The organism is Mucilaginibacter pineti, assembly GCF_900101875.1.
GTDB lineage: Bacteria > Bacteroidota > Bacteroidia > Sphingobacteriales > Sphingobacteriaceae > Mucilaginibacter > Mucilaginibacter pineti.
In genome coordinates this window covers 262,458-282,954 of sequence record NZ_FNAI01000002.1, presented here as the reverse complement: position 1 = coordinate 282,954, position 20,497 = coordinate 262,458, and the positions used below count along the sequence as shown (strand labels likewise).

Annotated in this window: 18 protein-coding genes; 3 read left to right on the top strand and 15 right to left on the bottom strand. The window is 43.6% G+C overall.

Features of this window, described 5'->3' with window-relative positions; all coding sequences use genetic code 11:
* Positions 1-2: 2 nt before the first annotated feature.
* The 10 genes from BLS59_RS05570 to BLS59_RS05525 all read right to left on the bottom strand — a co-directional run bounded on the left by BLS59_RS05570 (position 3) and on the right by BLS59_RS05525 (position 9,581).
* Positions 3-293, bottom strand: coding sequence for a PAAR domain-containing protein (locus BLS59_RS05570; protein ID WP_091145889.1), 291 nt, complete (start codon positions 291-293; stop codon positions 3-5).
* A 337-nt stretch (positions 294-630) separates the two neighbouring features.
* Positions 631-2,382: a type VI secretion system tip protein VgrG gene (gene vgrG, locus BLS59_RS05565; protein WP_091145884.1), complete on the bottom strand. Its 1,752-nt coding sequence runs from the start codon at positions 2,380-2,382 to the stop codon at positions 631-633.
* Between the two features lie 4 nt (positions 2,383-2,386).
* The gene (locus tag BLS59_RS05560; RefSeq protein ID WP_091145881.1) at positions 2,387-3,037 is read right to left on the bottom strand and encodes a CIS tube protein; all 651 of its coding nucleotides are present in this window, start codon (positions 3,035-3,037) and stop codon (positions 2,387-2,389) included.
* A gap of 20 nt (positions 3,038-3,057) precedes the next feature.
* The gene (locus tag BLS59_RS05555; RefSeq protein ID WP_091145877.1) at positions 3,058-3,243 is read right to left on the bottom strand and encodes a DUF5908 family protein; all 186 of its coding nucleotides are present in this window, start codon (positions 3,241-3,243) and stop codon (positions 3,058-3,060) included.
* Positions 3,244-3,248: 5 nt separating this feature from the next.
* Positions 3,249-3,707, bottom strand: a complete 459-nt coding sequence (locus BLS59_RS05550; RefSeq protein ID WP_091145875.1) for a phage tail protein — start codon at positions 3,705-3,707, stop codon at positions 3,249-3,251.
* Between the two features lie 5 nt (positions 3,708-3,712).
* Positions 3,713-4,144, bottom strand: a complete 432-nt coding sequence (locus BLS59_RS05545; RefSeq protein WP_091145872.1) for a phage tail protein — start codon at positions 4,142-4,144, stop codon at positions 3,713-3,715.
* Between the two features lie 149 nt (positions 4,145-4,293).
* Positions 4,294-6,285 (bottom strand): phage tail sheath family protein, encoded by a 1,992-nt coding sequence (locus BLS59_RS05540; protein ID WP_091145867.1) that lies wholly within the window; start codon positions 6,283-6,285, stop codon positions 4,294-4,296.
* A 12-nt stretch (positions 6,286-6,297) separates the two neighbouring features.
* Positions 6,298-7,749 (bottom strand): phage tail sheath family protein, encoded by a 1,452-nt coding sequence (locus BLS59_RS05535; protein ID WP_091145864.1) that lies wholly within the window; start codon positions 7,747-7,749, stop codon positions 6,298-6,300.
* A 19-nt stretch (positions 7,750-7,768) separates the two neighbouring features.
* The gene (locus BLS59_RS05530; protein WP_091145861.1) at positions 7,769-8,959 is read right to left on the bottom strand and encodes a hypothetical protein; all 1,191 of its coding nucleotides are present in this window, start codon (positions 8,957-8,959) and stop codon (positions 7,769-7,771) included.
* 37 nt (positions 8,960-8,996) lie between these two features.
* Complete coding sequence (locus BLS59_RS05525) at positions 8,997-9,581, bottom strand: Pvc16 family protein (RefSeq protein ID WP_091145857.1); 585 nt, start codon at positions 9,579-9,581, stop codon at positions 8,997-8,999.
* Between the two features lie 455 nt (positions 9,582-10,036).
* On the opposite strand from BLS59_RS05525, the gene BLS59_RS05520 reads away from it, so the two are divergent.
* Both BLS59_RS05520 and BLS59_RS05515 read left to right on the top strand, forming a co-directional pair.
* Entirely contained in the window at positions 10,037-12,502 is a 2,466-nt protein-coding gene (locus BLS59_RS05520) for an AsmA family protein (protein WP_091145853.1), read from the top strand.
* Positions 12,503-12,836: 334 nt separating this feature from the next.
* Complete coding sequence (locus BLS59_RS05515) at positions 12,837-13,697, top strand: sigma-70 family RNA polymerase sigma factor (protein WP_091145848.1); 861 nt, start codon at positions 12,837-12,839, stop codon at positions 13,695-13,697.
* Between the two features lie 272 nt (positions 13,698-13,969).
* Here the strand turns inward: BLS59_RS05515 and BLS59_RS05510 are convergent, their stop codons facing one another.
* From BLS59_RS05510 to BLS59_RS05495, 4 genes are all read right to left on the bottom strand, one after another.
* On the bottom strand, positions 13,970-14,161 hold the full coding sequence (locus BLS59_RS05510) for a cold-shock protein (RefSeq protein ID WP_091145844.1): 192 nt from the start codon (positions 14,159-14,161) through the stop codon (positions 13,970-13,972).
* Positions 14,162-14,320: 159 nt separating this feature from the next.
* Positions 14,321-16,264, bottom strand: a complete 1,944-nt coding sequence (locus BLS59_RS05505) for an alpha-amylase family glycosyl hydrolase (protein WP_091145840.1) — start codon at positions 16,262-16,264, stop codon at positions 14,321-14,323.
* Positions 16,265-16,585: 321 nt separating this feature from the next.
* Positions 16,586-16,966: a response regulator gene (locus tag BLS59_RS05500; protein WP_091145835.1), complete on the bottom strand. Its 381-nt coding sequence runs from the start codon at positions 16,964-16,966 to the stop codon at positions 16,586-16,588.
* Between the two features lie 169 nt (positions 16,967-17,135).
* Positions 17,136-17,708 (bottom strand): thymidine kinase, encoded by a 573-nt coding sequence (locus BLS59_RS05495; protein WP_091145831.1) that lies wholly within the window; start codon positions 17,706-17,708, stop codon positions 17,136-17,138.
* A 304-nt stretch (positions 17,709-18,012) separates the two neighbouring features.
* On the opposite strand from BLS59_RS05495, the gene BLS59_RS05490 reads away from it, so the two are divergent.
* Complete coding sequence (locus tag BLS59_RS05490; RefSeq protein WP_091145827.1) at positions 18,013-19,035, top strand: hypothetical protein; 1,023 nt, start codon at positions 18,013-18,015, stop codon at positions 19,033-19,035.
* A gap of 189 nt (positions 19,036-19,224) precedes the next feature.
* Here the strand turns inward: BLS59_RS05490 and rodA are convergent, their stop codons facing one another.
* Positions 19,225-20,496: a rod shape-determining protein RodA gene (gene rodA, locus BLS59_RS05485; RefSeq protein WP_091145824.1), complete on the bottom strand. Its 1,272-nt coding sequence runs from the start codon at positions 20,494-20,496 to the stop codon at positions 19,225-19,227.
* Between the last annotated feature and the right edge of the window lies 1 nt (position 20,497).

Below are 20,497 nucleotides of genomic sequence, written 5' to 3'. Positions count from 1 at the left end.
TTTTATCCTCCTATTATTACCGTTGGGCAGCCTAAGATTATGGTGCCGCCGTGAGCGGTGCTATCGCCCATGCGGGCTGCGGGTTTACCGCCGATAAGCACCGTTGCCGATCCCATTACAATAGAATCCGGCGGACCAACGCAGGTACACATATCACCCACACATACTGCCGGCATACCGCCAATGAGTACCGTTGGTACCCCCGGCCCTATCACAGGCCCGCCCACATGTGGCACCGGCCCGGTTGACATTGGACAGGTGTGCATATCGCCTATACGTGCTGCTGCTCCCATTTTTTTATTAGTTTATTATTTGTATAGAGTTTATAACAATTCCCCTCTTGAGAGGGGGTGCGCCGGGATGTATAGTGGCAGGGGTGTGTTTGCCGCCGTGCTGACGAACACACCCCTCCACCCCTCTCGAGAGGGGAATCGCACTATCCCGGCTTTAAACTCTGTTCTTTTCATCGTTATATTTTTTAATTCCCCTCTCGAGAGGGGGCGCGCTGACTTGTGTTGTGGCAGGGGTGTGTTCTTCGGATTGCTCATGAACACCCCCTCCCCCCTCTCAAGAGGGGAATCGCACTATCCCCGGCTTTAAATTTTTATCATTCTTTAATCGTTAAACACATTAATTTATCTGTACTATCGAGCCTTTAAGGCTTGATGCTCCATTCGATTTAATGTCGGCACTTGCCGATCCTTCTGCTGAAAACGCGCTGTTTGCCTTCAGACTTACGTTCATGCCTTCGGCGCTGAAATCCTGCTGGGCCTTTAGCATTAGCTTGCCCTGGGTTTCAATAGTAATACCGTCGCTATCCATTTTTATGGAGTTGTTGTTTTCGTCTTCCAGACTTATCACCCCGGCATCCTCATCCAGGGTTATCTTTTTACCGGCAGGCGTTTCTACCGTTACCGATTTTTTATCATCATCAAAAATTAATTTGAGTTTGCTGCGGGTTACAAAACCCTTTTGGTTGTTGGCATCGGCAGCTGTCAAGGGCGCGGTTTTGGCGCTGCTATTAAGCATCCCCAGTACTATTGGCTTGCGCGGGTCGCTGTTTAAAAACCCAACTACTACTTCGTCGCCAACTTCGGGTAAAAAGAAACTGCCACGTTCCTTACCGGCATCCAGGGTTGATACCCGGGCCCATATCCCCTGATCGTCGGCACTGATCACGGGCAGGCGCACCAGCACGCGGCACTCGCCGTCGGGGTCGTTTTCCAGTTGGGTAACTACGCCTATCTGCAAGCCGGGCACGGCCTGTATCATGGCCGATGCCGGTTTTATACTGGTTTCAAATTTTTCGGTAAACCAGTTTGGATCAAGTCCAAACTGTATTTCCAGCTGCCAATCGCCGGCAGCTACGTAATGTTGTATATGGCTTACAAAGGCATTGCCGTTAAAGCGGTCGCTAAGGTTAGCTAACTTGATAAGCATCCCCGGTTTAATGGTATGGATACCTTTTATTTTTACCCTGCCCCGTACTTTTGAAAGCACTTGCTTTAATTTAAGCGATGTGGCCCAGGCCTGTAACTCGGGCTGCGAGAGTTTGCCGCCGTGATTCAGGTGCAGGTCATTCACCGCGAAAACATTGGCCAGATCATCACTGCTCAGATTGCCGTTCAATTCGCCCGATGGCGGGTTAGCATCCACGGTTTCAATTTCCTGCGACGAGGGGTTCCAGGTGCGCCCGGTGACGGATGGAAACTGGATACGGGTATCTATTTCGGCATCCAACTCTAAAATTGTAGCGCCAAATGCTAACTCTACCACCGCATCCTGACTAATATCCGGCGCTTTAATGGTTAGGGTGCCATCATCGGTATAAACCAGCATCCCATTCAGTTCGGCGCGGCCGGTAATAAAATCCCAGTCGGTAGCTTCATACTGCACCAGGTCATTTGTGGTAATGGCCATGTCGACAATATCGGCAGTTAGGCCGCTGTAGGTTGAAACCAGGGTATTTATGGCATCACTGTCCTTCACGCCATCGCCAAAGTATTTGCTGTGGCGGGCAAGTGTAAGGGCAATGGCCTTGTCGCGGCATTCAACAACCAGTTGCGCGCCGCCGCTGCGCAGTTTTAAACTGTGCTTTATAATTACGCCCTTAAATAGGGTGTACGTATCGGCAGCGTAACCGCACAATATCTCAATGTTTTTACCGGGAATAAACAGATCACCGTTGCTGGCGCCAAACTGCTGTGCCGAACTATCGCCATCAATAATTACCAATTTGGCGGCGGCAATACGGTTTACGCCTTTGTCAATTACAATAGCCTCCACCTGCATGGTGCGCGGTATTTCGGTACCCTCAATTTTTATGAGCGGGGTAACAACAGTACTGGGCCTGGTGGTTGGTATGGTACGGCTATCGGGCATGTTATTATTTATTTAATGGTGGAAATTTGATCGTTGAACCTGTTCTTAAATAGCGAAAATCGTTTAGGTTGTTTACCTGCGCTACTTCTATGTAATACTTGGCATCGCCATATATTTTGTAACAGAGCAGCGGTAGGGTATCACCCTCCATAACCACCCTTATCTTGGTAAGATCTGGCGATTGGGCGTTTTCCTTGGCTACCCGCTTTTTATCGCCTACGGAGCCAATAAAGGTGGTTTTAACTATAGCCCTCAGCGGCGCACCCTGACTGCTGAACAGTTTGTAGCTGATATCCATTGATTCCAGCGCACCATCAAACTGCAGGGTGCCCCAGTAAATGCTTACAAAGCGCGGGCGGTGTTTATCGCCCTGGTACTCAACTATTAGTTTCTGCAGTTTGTCTATATCCTCATCAACCCCAAGCTCGCCGGCGGTGGCGCCATTGATAACCCCTGTCCTGTCAAACATGAGCTCAAAATCCATCTTCTGCGGCTCAATTTTTGAAAACTTGGGCAGTTTGCCCGATGTACCCTGCGCCTGCTTATCCGAGTATTTTATCTCGATCTTCTGGCTGTAGGTTTCGGGGTTTACCTGTACCGTCATGTTGCCTTCTTCTTCCCGGCTTTCCGGGTCGCTCCAGGCAACAATTTTCATCTTGGATACATTATGAGGCATCAGCGTTCGTTTTTATTTTTCATTATTTCCATGATCTGCTCCACACATTCGGCAATGATCTGGTCTTTATCGGCTCCGCCGCCGCCCTGCTGACCGCCACCACCACCACCGCCTCTTGAATCCTGCTCGGCGGGACTTTGGTTCACGCTTACACGAATGTTTAGTTCCCTTATCTCAACCGGCATAATTGTTAAGTTTTAATGGTGTAGTATTGGTATTGCAGTTCAAAACTTTCAATAGCTATGCTGTTTTGTTCGGCGTTTAAATCGCTCAGGCTCCATTTTTTTGGCCAGGCCTGTACCACGTTCCAGGTTAAAAGCGGTTCATGATCTTCATTAAGCAGGCTCACGGTGAGGTCTTTGGGTTCGATAATAAAATTATTGAACACGTTGTTACACCAGTCAACCAGCAGTTTTGATTTAGTGATCAATCCGCGCTTTAGCACCAGGGCCGGAAATTTGGCACGTACGGGCAGGGCATGTTCAAACCGGTTTTCGCCACCCTCCTTTCTTGCCTCGGTTTCCATCTCCATGGACAGGCCCGATACATTCTGGAAGCGGCTGTCGATCTGCTCGTCGCCAATGCCGGTGAACGTTACACTGAAGTGGAACCCCAGAGGGGGATAACCCGATTTAGCGTCGAATGGCATAATTATCAGCCGTTTTTAATGGTTAAACCTTCGTGTGCAACTTCCAGCGTTTCAATTGCGGCCTCGTTAGCGTCGGACTTCAGATCGGCCGATTGGATTTTTACCGGAAAAGCGTTTTTTACAGACCAGGTTACTACCGGCTGGTGCTCCTCGTTAAGCAGGTTGATGGTTAAATCGCGCCTTTCAATAGTGCTTAGTTTTACGGTGTTCATCCAGTTAAAAAAATCATTATCGCTGGCAAAGGTTCCGCGTTTAAGGGTGATGTTGCCATACTTGCGCATGCCGGGCATTTTCACCTTGTTGTACTCCTTGCTGCTGCCTTCACGGTATTCGATCACTTCTGTTTCGATCTGTAAACCGGTTACTTCGGTAAAACCGATACGTGTGCCACCCCAGTCAACCTGGAAATGGAATTTGGGTAGAGGGTAATTTGCCATTTGTTTTGTTTTTAAGTCCAAAGCCTAAAAGCTGAAAGCAGAAAGCCTAAAGCAAAAAGCATTGAACATGTTGATTTTGTTATAGATCGTTTTTAATTCATTTGTTTGTGAAGCCTTAAGCTTTTTGCTTTCAGCCTTCGGCTTAAATTCTAATTTTCCAGCATTTTGTGTGAGAAACGCAGAATGATAAACTCTGCCGGGCGCACAGCAGCCATGCCTATTTCTACAATAAGGCGGCCTTCCAGCACATCAAGGGCAGTCATGGTTTCACCAAGACCAACGTTTACAAAAAACGCGTCCTCAGGTTTGGCACCCTGTAAGGCACTGGCCCGCCATTGCAGCGTTAAAAAGTTTTGTACCATAGCCCGCAGTTTCGACCATGTATTGGCATCGTTGGTTTCGAAAACGAAGGGATAGGTTGCCTTTTTAACCGATTCTTCAACCATGATGAAAAAGCGGCGTACGGGTACGTAACGCCATTCGTTATCATTACCGGCCAGTGTGCGGGCACCCCAAACCAGCGTACCGCGACCGGCAAACGCACGTATGGCGTTTATTGATTTTCCGGTTGAGGTAACGTTCATATCGTCCTGGTCGCTGCTGTCGATTTTAACGGCAGGGCCAATAACATTATTCAGACTAACATTTGCTGGTGCTTTCCAAACGCCGCGACTGTTATCAACAGCGGCATATACCCCTGCAATTGAGCCCGATGGTGGTATGGTGCGCATTTTTTGAATAATGCCGGCATTAACTCCATTGAAAAAAGCATTACCTGCAAACAGCGCCTGCTCGGCCTGGTTTTCATAAAACAAGGCCCCGCTAAGCAATGCCCCGAACGATGACAGAATGGTGTTAACAACATCCTGCAGCGATTGCACTATAGCCAGCGAACCTACAGCATTGTGCGAGTAATTATCGGCCTTGGCTACAACGGTATCGTACGTAAGTGTTTGCAGCCAACTGGTACCATCAAGTACGGTGTAGGTTGTTTTTGGGGTACGGCCGGGATTGTTAGCTTGTACTTTTGGATTTTTTTCTATGGATATCAGCTTTACAATAGCATCGGTAAGCTTGGTATCCAGCGCTATACGGTCAACATCTACATTAAGCGGCGACGTTGCTGCCAGTGCATCTTTTACTTTTTTAAACGATACCACAACCAAGGCCAGCAGGCTCAGGTAATTGGTAAGCTGGGTGTCGGGCGTTACGTTATTGCCCAAGGCATTTACCAGTACGTTTAATTTTGCCTTTATGGCATCGATGCCTGCAATGCGCAGCAAATCCTTATCAGCCTGGGTGGTAAATACTTTGGCCAGTACGGAATTGGTATCGGCTATTTTATTTTGCAGATCGGTAACAAAAGCTTTTTCAACCGGGTTGCTTGAAAACGCATCGTAATTAGTAATAGCAACCGCCGGATTAGCATCAGTTTGGAAAGCAAGTTGTCTGAAATCGACACTGATGGGGTAGCTGGTTATGATCCAGGGGTAATAGGCCGCACCATAGTTGAGGCTGTTTAAACCGGTTGAATTACGAAAGTTATCGATAGGTTTAAGGCTTACATCCTGCTTTTGATCGCCCTGGATAAGATCGAATATCGAAAACCTATCCTGCATACTTGCGCAAAGTGCCAGCGATTTGTTTTGCAGCTGGCTGAATTTAATAACATCGGGCTTGTTAGTAGCATCAAGCAGACCAACCGCATCCGGGAATACTATAAGCGTTGGCTCATCATAAGCCGATAAATTATCTATGCCATCGGCAATGGGCTGGTAGGTAATAACATCGGCAAAGGAACCCACAGACACTATATAGCAGGGGCCGCCGCCGTTATCAAAATACTGCCTGAGTGCGGTGTACAGGTAAAAGAATTTATCGGGCTGGATACTTAAGAGCGCATTAGTAACCGACTTTACCGTTACTGTAAAACTTTGCTGTACGTAATTGCCGCCATACAGGGTTTCAAACTCCAGCAGCGATTGGATACGTGTTGGCGTTTGCGCCAATGATTTACCATCGGGCGTTAGGGCAAATGCTGTATAGCCTATAAAGGCAGGTATAGCGGTTGCCACTTCGGCTACTGATGGCGGGAACAGTGCGATCTCCTGCACATAAACTCCGGGTGTTTTATAGGCCATGACTTTAAATTTTTAAGATTGAACCATTTTATGACTGAAACGCAGTATAATGAACTCGGCCGGACGTACTACCGCCATACCAACCTCTACTATAACCCTGCCTTCGAGGATATCCAGCGCGGTCATGGTTTCGCCAAGTCCAACGTGTACAAAAAAGGCATCCTCGGGTTTAGCGCCCTGCAGGGCACCGGCACGCCATTGCAGCGTTAAAAAGTTAGCTATCATCCCCCTTATTTTCGACCATGTGTTCCCGTCGTTAGGTTCAAATACAAAAGGCTCGGTTGAGTTTTTAACAGATTCTTCGACCATGTTAAAGAAGCGCCTTACCGATATGTAACGCCACTCGTTATCATTACCGGCCAGCGTACGTGCCCCCCAAACCAATATCCCCTTGCCAGAAAACGCACGGATAGCGTTTACAGATTTACCTGTGCTGGTAACGTTCATATCGTCCTGATCGCCATCATCTATTTTAACCATTGGCGCGGCTACCAGGTTAAGGCTTACATTGGCCGGTGCTTTCCAAACGCCACGGGTAACATCAACCTGGGCATAAACCCCGGCCATTGCAGCAGCCGGCGGCAAAATAACCGCATACTGACTAAGCTGTTGCTTAATGGTATTATACAAATCGCTGTTAAGGTGATAAATTGATAAGCCAGTGGCGGCATCGTTACGCAGCACCGCATTGGCCGGGATATCGGCAACAGTTGTACCTGTGCCGGCCACTACCTTTTGCTGGCTTTCGTCCAGATAATAATCTATGGTGGTTTGCAACCAAGGGTAATAGGCCGCTCCGTAGCTCAGGTTGTTTAAACCTACACCGTTACGGAAGGCTAACGCCAAATCGGCAAAGGCTTTTTTACCTTTATCGGCAACGGCCACATATGGATCTATGATTACTACCCTATCCTGTAAAAACGCGGCTTGAATTAAGGCGGTAGTAAATAAGCCATAATACTGGGCTACATCGGTAAGTGTTACGGCATCGGTAAATAACAGTATGGTTGGCTCGTCCTCCTTTTGAACGGCAGCCAGTGCGGCCAGCAGTTCGCCCTGGGTAACTGCCACGGCAGCACCAGTTTGCCCGGCAGACGATATATAGCACGGACCACCACCATTAGCAAAATACAATTGCAGGCAATAATACATCCTGAATTTAAGGGCCGGGTAAGGATCATCTAACTGGTTATTGAGCGTAAATGTGGTGCCTGTTTTATTGATCCTGATGGCGCCGACGGTAGTTGTGGTGTTAAAAACTGTATTTTCTGCAAAACCAAAGATCTGCTCATACTCTTTAAGCGATTTAATCCTCACCGGATTATTTTGCAGATTTACTCCATTATAGGAAATTTTTTGAGTGTAGCCTATAAAGGCCGGGATAGCCGTTTCAACTTCGGCCACCGATGGAGGTAGCAGCGGAATCTCTTCCACATAAACACCTGGAGTTTTGTATGTTGCCATATTGCTTTTTTTTTGCTTGCTAAATAAATATGTCCGAAAAAATCTGGTTCATTTCTGGTTTTATCATCGCTGCCGATGCGTTGGGTAATTCATCGGTAGTTAGGTTATTGTTCTTGTCCTTAACCTTTACGGCTATAAAACCCTGCCGGGTAAGCGGCAACGCGTTGTCACTTACCGATGCCGCACCAAATGATTTGCCCACATACCGCCAGTAAGTTGCCCTGTTTTTGAACCGCAAACTAAACACCGGCGATTTTAAGCTGCCATCAGCCTTAAAAAGATCATGGGCAGCTTTGCCGGTTTTTACGCATACATCAACAAATGCCCATGCCGCTGCGTCATGCGTAAAATAAAACGGAAAACTATCTGTATAACTGGCATCGGCGGTGCTGATCTGCGCATGGTATAATCCTTCTGGCTGTGCGCTTATATCGGCCTTTATGGTATTAAGATCGCCGGTTTCCAGTACGGTTATTACAGGTATGGTGTTCCCTTGCCTGTCGGTAATGATAAGGTTTGGTGTTTTACCGGGTACGGTAACTTCATAAGTAAATACGCGGCCGCTGCGGCGTACCATATCGGCGGTGCTTGCGTAAGCCAGTGGTTTGCCGGCTACCAGCGTATCAGTTATCCAGTTACCGGCGGGCGTTGCGCCCAGGCCAGGGTTAAGGTTATTTTTTTGCTGCGCGATGAAAAGCTTAGCGGGCGTTGCCTGGTTATCAACCAGCATATCGCCGGGGTAATAATCAACACCCGGTTGATAGGTGGCCACTGTGGCGGTTAAATACGGAAAAACACGTGCAGAAAATGAAGGGTCATTGGTAAAATAGTATACCATGCCTGCCGGAGCTTGTAAAGGAAGTGTGCTGTAATTTGAAAAAAGACCATCGGTAATTGTAATCGCGAAACTAAAAACTTTTGTATCGGCAGGATTTATAAGCGGCTGTAATACGCCCGCGTTTGATAGATATTGAATACCGGTGATAACTCCGGTTGATGTTACCTTGCAAACCACATTGCAGCCCGCCATTAGGGCACGGGTTGCCAAAGTTGGGCTGATGCTCAAAAAATCGCCGGTGTTGTAGCGGTTTTGTAAAGCCAGCTGATCTGTGGCATTAAGCGTATCAAAAAGCTTGTCGCCATCATCTAAATGGTAATGGTGCTTAATGTTAAGCTCAAATAAGGTTTCGTAACTCAGTAACAGTTTCATTCGGGTTTATTTTAATATTGATCACCCGCACTTATCCCTAACTCAATTTTTCTCTTAACTCTACTTGTTTAATAATTCCGCGGGTTTCGGTAACGTTTTCACGCTGAATTTCAACCAGCCGAACACGGTATAATACATATGGAAATTGTTTGCCGCCCAGCGTGCTCCACAGGTAGTTAGCCTGCTCAAACGTTGGCGAATAGATATCCAGGTGCAGGCGAAAATCGCCCATGCCGGTTTTAGTAGTAGGACTGTTTTGTTTGGTAAATGTGTTTTTCCCCTGGAAAAACTCCACTATCTGCGACAGGTAGATGAGCGATTTTTCATATGATGTGTTGATACATGACGAAAACAATACATACAGATTCAAATACATGGGCGCATTTTGGTAGTTGATATTATCGCCCTGGCGCACATAATTAGGATTGTTTTTCATGGTAAATTCCTCAGATACATTTACCAGGGTAACCAGTATGTTATTGAGGTTTTTTATCTCATCATCTGTAAGATGGGCCACATTTCTGAGCTGGGTAAAGTTTGAAGCCAGCGTACTGTTGCCATCTGTTGTTTTCAGATAGTGGTTAAGTTGTTCGGCTAAAAAGCTTACAGCCTGATAAATCATGAGTATTGTGTTTTAAGTATAGGTTTATGAAGCCCGGTTTAAACATCTTCCAAACAATTCCCGTTAAAAGGGTAATTTAAGGCGACGACTATCCCCGATCTGCGGAAGTAAAATTGGGCATTACAGGGTACTAAACAGCAAGTGCTTGTACGCTTATTACCGCGTACATATACGTGATAGTGAAGCGTATAACTACGCAGAAAAAGCTGGCTGGTATACGGGAAATACGCAGGTATTAAGTATAAAAAGGCGCTTTGGGGAAGAATATCAAAAGGACTATCCTGCTGTTTTATATAAGTTTTACTTATAATAAAATTAACCAGCAGCTTATTATTATTAACCTAATAATTAATTAACGTAACAGTTTTGTATCACTTTACAACTAAGGGGTTTATCAAACTATTATTCAAACAATTACTGTTATTAAACCTTTTTATGTTATTAAATCTGTACACATGCCTAAGTGGATAAAAACTATATTAAAAATAACCGGCATATTGGTGGGTATCATTATAATCGCCTTTATAGCTATATCGTTATACATTATTTCAAACAAGCAAAAGGTGTTGGGAATGATAACCACGGCGCTTAATAAAAACCTAAACGGTACCCTTACCATAGGCTCGCTTGATCCTACGTTTTTTGGGGGCTTCCCGGGGGTATCTGTTAGTTTACGTAACGTGGTGATAAAGGATAAACAATGGCCTGTACATCACCATACATTACTTGATGCCAAGAATTTTGATGTATCTGTAAACGCTATGGCCTTACTTAAAGGTACCGTGCAGATCAATAAAATAGCTATCAGCAATGCCAGTATTGATTTGTTTACCGATACCAGCGGCTACAGCAATACCGCTGTTTTTAAAAGCAATCCCAAACCCGAAAAAAAGCCTACAGATGCAAGCAGTTCATCAACAGAAATAAACCGCTTTAACCTTAGCAACGTTAATTTTACAATTGACGATCGCCGGGCCTTTAAGCTTTTTAAATTCGATGTAAAGGAAATTAAGGGCGATATGGACTACCCATCATCGGGCTGGAAACTGAATATGAAGCTGAAAACCATGGTTAACAGTTTTTCCTTTAATACTAAAAGAGGCAGTTTTTTAAAGGACCGCCTGCTGGAAGGCCCTTTTGATATTACTTATAACGAACAGGCAAAAGTGATAACTGTGGCCCCCAATACACTGAATATTGGCGATGATCCGTTTACTATAGGCGGTAAGTTCGACCTGTCGAAAAAAGACGTGGCCTTTGTGCTTAATGTTGCCGACGATAAAATTCTTTGGAAAAGCGCCGCAAGCCTGCTGGCGCCTAACATCACCAAAACCCTCAGTATGTTTAATATCGACGAGCCTATTGCTGTTACTGCCGATATTGCGGGCAGCTTTGGCGGGGGGGGAGATCCATCGTTATTTGTAACTTGTAAGGTAAAAGACAATACCCTTACCACTCCCGGCGGCAAAATAGATAATGTTAGTTTTAACGGCGTATTTTCCAACAATTATGTAAACGGCAAAGGCCTTGGCGACGAAAACTCGGTTATAAAACTGTATCATTTTAACGGCACATATAAGGAAATTCCATTTACTGTTGATACCGCTTTCATTAATAATTTAAATACACCTGTAGCTACAGGTATTTTTAAATCACGCTTTAATATTGTCAAACTTAACCCGTTAATTGGCCCGCAGAGCCTTAAATTTACCAAAGGCACTGCCGATTTAAAGCTGGCCTACAAAGCCGATCTGGTAAATTACAAGATCAGCAAGCCGCTGCTTGCCGGTGCCATAAACATTAACAATGCCGATATAAGTTATGTGCCCCGCAACCTCTATTTTAAAAACAACTCTATATCATTAAAATTCACGGGCAACGATCTGCTGCTGAACAATATACGCATGCAAAACGGCAACAGCATTGTATATATGGAAGGCCGTGTCAACAACTTCCTGAACCTGTATTACAACGCGCCAGAAAAAATCCTGCTCACCTGGCAGATCCATAGTCCGCAGATACATTTGGCCGAGTTCCTGGGCTTTTTGAACAGCAGAGCCGACGAAACGCCATCAAAAGGTAAAAGCAGCGGTAACCTTACTAGCCAACTTAATACAGCCTTTGAAAAAGGCAAGGCCGAAATGCACCTGCGGGTTGACAAGGTTTACTATAAAAAATTCCTGGCTACAGATGCCACCGCCGATTTGCTGTTGGGCGATAACGCCATACAGGTAAAAAATGTAAGCCTGAAACATGCCGGCGGATCATTAAAAATGAATGGTACAGTTGTGCAAAATGGCAGCCGCAATACTTTTACCCTGAACACTAAAATTGATAATGTAAATACCAGTAACTTCTTTTATTCGTTTAATAACTTTGGGTTAAAGGATTTTACATCAGAAAATTTAAAGGGCTTTTTATCGGCCCAGGCCCATATTACCGGGGGGATAAATAAAGAGGGAAACCTGGTACCGCAATCGTTAAAAGGGCTTGCTACCATTAACCTTAAAAACGGCGCATTGGTTAATTTCTCACCCATTCAAAGTGTGGGTAAATTTGCATTCCCGTTTCGCGATCTTAAAAACATTAAGTTCTCTAACCTTGATGGTAAGTTTGATATCGACGGAGATAAAATAAAAATAGCCCCCATGAAAATAAACACCAGCGTTTTAAATATGGATGTGGTAGGGGTTTATTCACTATCAAGGGGTACAAACATTGCTTTGGATATACCATTGCGTAACCCCAAAGGCGATACTGCCATAGTTGACCAAACTGAACGCGATAAAAAGCGGATGCGCGGCATTGTATTGCATATATTAGCTACAGATGTAGAAACGGGCAAAATCAAAATAAAATGGAACAAAAATCATGGTAAAAAAGACGAGCAAAACCCAGAAGTTATCACTACAAAAGAGTAAGAAACAGGGGCCGCAGCCAGCTTGAATATTAAAGTGTAAATAGCTCTATATTTGACATAATAATAGCAATTGTTTGCGTATCTTTGTGCATCCATTTAAGAGATCATATATTGATTAAACATTTAGTTGGTAACTGCTATATTTTAATATTTATAAACACCACGCTTCTTACTGCAATAATATCATTTGCCAACCCTCGTTTAATACATATGCCGGGTGTAAGAAAACTTAAAGAAGCAAAGTTTAATTTATCATATTTTTTATACTGCATGTTAAACCATCCGTGCCAAATCTTATCGGAAGTTTATTAGCTCAAAAAAATCCGTTCAAAAAAATGAGACAACTCAAAATATCCCAATCAATTACCAATCGTGAATCTCAATCGCTTGAGAAGTATCTGCATGAAATAGGTAAAGTGGATTTAATAACCGCGCAGGAAGAAGTGATCCTGGCTCAAAAGATACGTGAGGGCGACCAGGCCGCATTAGAAAGGTTAACTAAAACCAACCTTCGTTTTGTGGTATCAGTAGCAAAACAATACCAAAACCAAGGCCTTACTTTAGGCGATTTAATTAATGAAGGTAACTTAGGCTTAATTAAAGCCGCAAAACGTTTTGACGAAACAAAAGGCTTTAAATTCATTTCATACGCAGTATGGTGGATTCGCCAGTCTATATTATCGGCCGTTGCCGAGCAATCACGTATTGTACGCTTGCCATTAAACCAAATTGGTTCATTAAGCAAAATTCATAAAGCAGCATCAAAATTAGAACAACAGTACGAAAGACAGCCAACACCAGAAGAACTGGCAGATGACCTGGAAATATCTGTTGAAAAAATATCCGATTCATTGAGCAACGCCGGCAGGCAGATCTCTATGGATGCACCTTTTATCCAGGGCGAAGAAAACACTTTGCTTGATGTACTGCAAAGCACCGATGCGGCTACAGATACCGATCTGATGATCGATTCTTTATCGCAGGAAATTAAACGTTCATTAGGTATCCTTGCCGAACGCGACCGTGAGGTTATTATCTTATTCTTTGGGTTAGGTGGTTATGCCGCTCATTCTTTAGAAGAAATAGGCGAGAAATTTAACCTGACACGTGAGCGTGTACGTCAACTCAAAGACAAAGCGTTAATGCGTTTACGCCACAACTCAAAATCAAACCTGTTACAATCGTATTTAAACTAAGCGATTTTAAGATCATATAAAAAACGCGGATGGCTTTAGCTATCCGCGTTTTTTGTTTTAGGAGCTTCTGATAGGGAGTCTTCAAAGATTGTCATGCTGAACGGAGTGAAGCATCTATTCTGCGACATACATAACCGATATGCACAGCCTAATAATAGATCCTTCTCTACGCTCAGGATGACAAGGTTGTGGTGTTACAATAAAGTTTCCTCCACAAAAAAAGCATCTGCCTTTTGGACAGATGCTTGTACGATTGTATTGTTATAATAGAATTAACCTACTTTTACATTTACCGCATTCAACCCCTTTTTACCTTGTTCTACATCGTAGGTAACGCTATCATTTTCACGGATAGTGTCGATAAGGCCTGAGGCGTGTACAAAAACTTCGGCACCACCATTTGTAGGTGTAATAAATCCGAAACCTTTGCTTTCATTGAAAAATTTTACTGTTCCTTGCATTATATTTTTATTTAATTATGCGAATGTACGGTTAAATAATTAACAATCAACTATAAATAAGGCAATTAAGTTTTTATTATGTTAATCCACTATAAAACTGGTATACAAAAAAAGGCTCCCGTACATGCCGGGAGCCTTTACTGTAAGCGTTTTAGCTAATTATTATGGTGTTAACATGGTACTGCTGTACACATGATATTCGCCTGGGGCAAGGGTCATGGTAAAAGGCACTTTGGTAACATTTATGCTGGTACCGGTAATATTATCGTACCAGGTACCTGTTGATGTAAAGTTTATATCCTCTGTTTGGTTTACTACGTCAAAGTTGCCAATTACCTCTACATTGGCGCTGGCATCCTTCAATTGTATAGTTTTAACACCGCCCGCCAAATTATACACGTAGTTGGTAGTGGCAAATACAGCGTTCTTTTTACGAAGTTTTATCATTTTTGCATAAACGCTGTATAAATGCCTGCGGTCTACATCGGTATTATAATCCCATTTGATAGGTTTGTTGCCTGTACGACCATTTAAGTCGATAGTTTGGTCGTAACCCAGCTCGCCAAACTGCCATATCATTTTAGGTCCGGGAACCGACAGTAAGAAAGCTGCCGCCATTTCTTCGCGCTTTAAACCTGTTTGCAGGTTGCCTTTAATAGAGTAACTACCGCTTGCGTTACCGAATGCAAAGTTCTTGTACATCAGGCGTTCCTCATCATGGCTTTCAAAATAGCCTACCAGTCCGTTTGGCTGCGTAAACGTATGCTGATCATAAAATATACCCTGGAAGTTTGAAGTGCCAACCCAGCCCATTGTAGCCTCGTTGGCATTGTAGTTGAGGTTATTCCAAAGCATCATGCCCTCGTCTGATAGTTCTTTTTCTTCCTTGTTTTCGGCAAAGTGTTCCAGTATCACATAAAAGTTATTGTTATCGATGCTTTTGATGTAATTGTTATAATCCTTCCAAATGGCTATACGGCCTGCATCGTATTTACCCCAGGCGCTTACCGTGGCATCATCGCTGCCCGTGCCATAATTGGTTTGTGTAAATCCTTTAGATAAATCAAACCGGAAACCATCTATCTTATACTCCTGCATCCAAAATTTAAGCACATTTTTCACAAAGTACTTGGTTTCGGCTTTTTCGTGATTAAATTGGTAGCCCACGTTATAGGGGTGCGTTGGGTCTACATTAAACCAGGGACTATTTGCTGCCGGTCTACCAGCCGCACTATTAAAATACATCTGCACCATTGGCGATTGACCAAACGAATGATTAAGCACCATATCCTGTATAACCGCTATGCCGTTTGCATGGCATTCGTCAATAAAGGCTTTTAACGCGTTCTTGGTGCCGTAATATTTATCCGGCGCAAAATAAAATGAAGGATTGTATCCCCATGAAAGGTTGCCTTCAAACTCGTTAATAGGCATCAGCTCAATGGCTGTAACCCCCAGGTTGGCAAAGTATTTTATCGTATCCTTTAGCGTTTGATAGTTGTGCTTATCTACAAAATCGCGCACAAGCAGCTCGTATATCACCAGGTTCTTTTTGTCGGGACGTGTAAAGGTTGGCACTTTCCAGGTATAAGCGGGCTGATTGGCCTGCAGCACACTCACGTTGCCGGTTGTTTTACCTGTTGGATAGGCCTTTAAATCAGGGTACGTATCGGTACCGATATATTTATCATTATCAGGATCAAGCACCTTTTCGGTGTATGGGTCGGCCACTTTAAGCGAGTTATCGATATAGTACTGATACGCATATTCGGTATTAGGGTCGAGGTTATCTATCTGGATCCACCAGCGCTTACCATCAGGGGTGTGGTTCATGGCATACTTGTCGGTAGCTGTCCAGCCGTTAAAATCACCGATAACACTTACCGATGTTTTAGAAGGCGCGTACAAATTCAGAATCACCGATTTACCCGAATTGATGTAGGTAACTCCATCCTTTGCTCCCGATGGCAGGTCCTTTCCCCCGGCTACCACACTATCTCCGGGAACGTTCCCGGAATTGCCCGTAGAAGGAGATGTTTTTTTGCATGCGGTAGCGCCAACCAGTAACATACCGATCAGTAAAAAGTAAACATTTCTGATTATCATATATTTGCGTTTATAAAATTGGTTGCGTAAAAGTAACTTGATTTTTTTTATTTACGTACAGGAGCAGTAAAATAAATATCGTACGATGAGAATTGGGGTGGATGCAAAGTGTAGATTTTGATGGAGGGAAGCTAATTCTGCTTCCTGGTTCGACTCACCCCGGCAGCACTTCCTTCTTAGTTACCAAAACACAATATCGAATACAGCCTCCTCTCTTTACGGCAAAGCCGTAGAGGATGACCAAGCGCAACGATGGTCGGGTGAGTAAACTCCGTGATTACTTTAGATCAAAACAGGAAAATAATTTTACCCACCACTCAGTTAAACAACACTCACCCCGGCAAATTTTTTAACAATATCAATCAGTTCGGTAAGGTCGAAGGGTTTGCGGATGTAGCCGTCGGCATCACCGGCTTCGGCAATTTCTTTGATATTGCTAACGGCCGATATAATTACTACAGGAATATGGCTGGTTGCAGGGTTGCTTTTAAGGCCTTTGCTCAATTGCTGGCCATTGGCATCACTTTTCCAGTCGGTAAGCCAGTTATCGAGCAATATCAGATCGGGGTTAAAATCGCTGATGCGTTTCAGGATCTTGGCATCTTCTGAGGCTATCACCTCATAGTGTTCTTCTTCCAGTACATAAACAATGGTATCCCTGATGTCTTTATCGTCTTCGATAACTAAAATTTTTTTGGCCATAGGAGCTGTAAGGTTAGGAACGAATATAGCCAAAAGTTTTAATTAAAAATTATAAAATTTAATTATAATTAACTTTCGCAACACTATCGTTCGGGGTATAAACATACCAAAGCCCCCCTTTTGTTTTTACAATGAGGTATTTATGCTAAAATATTACAATAAAATGCAATTAGCTGTTATAGCAGATGCGGCAGCGGGGTTCGTAGCTCTCCTTTTCGCCTAAAAGGATGCGGGCATTATCGGGCACCAACCTGTAAGAGTACAGCGCGGGGTTGCCACAAACAACGCATACAGCATGCAGTTTGGTAACCGATTCGGCGATGGCCATTATAGCGGGCATCGGCCCAAAAGGACGACCTTTAAAATCCATATCCAGCCCGGCAACAATTACACGGATGCCTTTATTGGCCAACATGTTGCAAACTTCGGGCAGCTCATCGTCAAAAAACTGCGCCTCATCAATACCTATAACGTGGGCATCGTTACTAAGCAGTAATATAGCTGAGGCGCTATCTACTGCGGTTGAGGGGATTGATTTGGCATTGTGTGATATCAGCGCGTCTTCGGCAAAACGGGTATCAGCTTTCGGACTAAAGATCTCTACCTTTAATTTAGCAATGCGGGCCCGGTTAAGCCTGCGGATAAGCTCTTCGGTTTTACCGGAAAACATCGATCCGCAGATAAGTTCAATACTCCCGCCAAACTCACTTTTACGCCTGAAAACATCCTCGTTATAAACCATCAACTTTTAAATACTAAATTCCAAACACTAAATCCTAAACAGAAATTTTAAAAACTCAAGCAAAAATTCTAAATTCTAAAAGGTAAATTCTAAAACTCAGGCTGTAAATTTTAAACTCCAAATACTTATTCAAAACCCTTGATTTTATGGGGCTCCTCGTAAATTTTTATTAAGTGGATGCAGGGCGAAAACAAAAAATGCTTATTGCTTATTATATACCCAAACTGCAACGTTTACCTTAACAAGAGGGCAAATATCAGAATTTTATCCTATTTTTGGTAAGCATTTTCCTAACATTGAAGCCATGAAGCAAATGGATGTATTTAAAAAGATTGGTGGTATTTTAAAAGAGCTTAATGATCAATATGACTACCTGAAAGCCGAAAGCAGCGACCTAAACGAACTTGAACTTGAACTTTTTGTTGCCAACGCCCACTTTTTAAAAGACCATGCCGAAATACTGCGCCGCCTGCATGAGCGCAATACTCCGCAGGTACAATTACAACTGCCGCCCGCCGAGCCAGAACCTGTTGTTGAACAGCCTAAGCCGGTAGTTGCTCCCCCTGTTTACAAATCTGAAGTATTGCACGAACAGCGTTTTTTTGAGCCTGTTGTACAACAAACCCCCATTCCTGAAGCCCGGCTTGAAATTGCTAAAGATCCCGAACCGGTGGTTTATAATTTTGAGACCCCTGCTAAACCAGAAGTACCAACCCCCGAGCCTGTAATTGAGCAGCCCGTTGCCCAGATTGATCTTGAAGAGGAAAGCACCGGCGACAGCTATTCATTTGAACGTGAAGAACCCGAGATGATTCAACAGGAACTTGTTTTGGACGAAGCCACTACAGATGAACAGAAAGCGGTAGGAATTGAGCCCTTAATTGAACTTGCACAGGCAGAAGAACCACAGCAGGTTATTGAACTTACAGCCGAACCCGAAAAACCGGTTGTTCCATCAGAGCTATTTACCCCGGTAGTTACCAAACCTGCCGATAACAACGACGGCAAAGTACTTACGCTGAATCAAAAAATGTCAGCACAGCGGTCCGAAAAGGAGAATGCAGTAAGCGGGCAACCTGTTGCATTGCCTATTACCGATCTTAAATCGGCCATTAACCTTAACGATAAGCTGCTGTATATAAAAGACCTGTTTAATGGCTACAGCCTTGCCTACAGCGAGGCCATTGAAATAGTAAATCGCTTTAACACCTTTGAAGAAGCCGAGCGCTTTTTAAAGACCAACTACATTGTAAAAAACAACTGGGAGTCTAAACCAGCAACCAGCCAAAAATTCTTCACCCTGCTCAGAAGAAGATACCCGGTTTGAGATTTGAGATTTGAGATTTGAGATTTGAGATTTGAGATTTGAGATTTGAGATTTGAGATTTGAGATTTGAGATTTGAGATTTGAGATTTGAGATTTTTAAGGAAATTTCAATTACAAAGTTTTGTTTTAAAAATCTCAATCAATACTTCACTTTCCGCTCCCCGCCTCCTCGCACCACGATCCCCGCACCTAAACTATCCCCATCCGGTTCGAATCGAGCTTGATGAGCACGAACAGCAGGATGGTAAAACTCAGTAATGACGAGCCGCCGTAGCTGATGAATGGCAGCGGGATGCCTATAACAGGCATTACTCCTATTGCCATAGCAATATTTATTACCACATGGAAAAAGAGAACGGAGGCCACCCCGTACGCATATATGCGTGAAAAAGGTGCACGTTGTCTTTCGGCAATAAATATAATTCGCAGCAATAAAAACAGGTATAAACCCAGCACTACTACCGATCCTGCAAAACCCCATTCTTCGCCTATGGTACAAAAAATAAAATCAGTGCTTTGCTCTGGTACAAACGCGTATTTGGTTTGTGTACCTTTTAAATATCCTTTGCCCCACAGCCTCCCGGAACCAATTGCTATTTTTGATTGATTTTGATTATAACCTACGCCATGTGAATCTGTTGTAATACCCAACACCACATCAATACGTGCCCTTTGGTGTTGTTTTAAACCATGATTATAAAGTGGTTTGGCTATAAAAACAAATCCAACACAAACTGCAACTACCGCAATTGTTTTAAATATAGCTTGTCGGTTGCGCTTATTTGCATATGCTATAATAGCACCAATTATGACTATTATAATCATAATATAGTACTCATTATAAATTTGCGATGTGATGAACAACGTTATCATTGTACCAATGGTTACCAAAAAGTATGGGGATAAACCTTCTCTGTACAAGACAAATATAAGTGAACAAAATACCAGCGTTGAACCATCGTCTGGCTGCAGCTTTATCAAAATCATCGGAAACAATATGATAGCAGCGGCTATAAAAAATGATTTAACTTCGGTTACTTTGATATTAACCGAACTTAAATACCGGGCCAGCAATAAACAGGTAGAAAACTTGGCAAATTCCGAAGGTTGGAGCCTGAATCCTCCCCCTATATTTATCCAGGCCTGGTTTCCGCCTACGTTTTTACCTATTACTAAAACTACAATTAACAGTAAGGTAGTTACTACATAAAACACTGGTGCCAGGGTAGCAATAAAACGGCTTTCCAATAGCAAAATAATCATACCTACTACAACTCCTGCAATTATGTATATAAACTGCTTGCCGTAATGGGTGTTGCTATCAATAAAGCTGGGATGCTTTTCATCAAACACGGCGGCATGAATATTAAACCAGCCTATGGTACAAAATATAAGATACAGGAACACCGTTACCCAATCAACATTAAAAAAGAAACTGCGCTGGCTATGGTTGTTATTCATG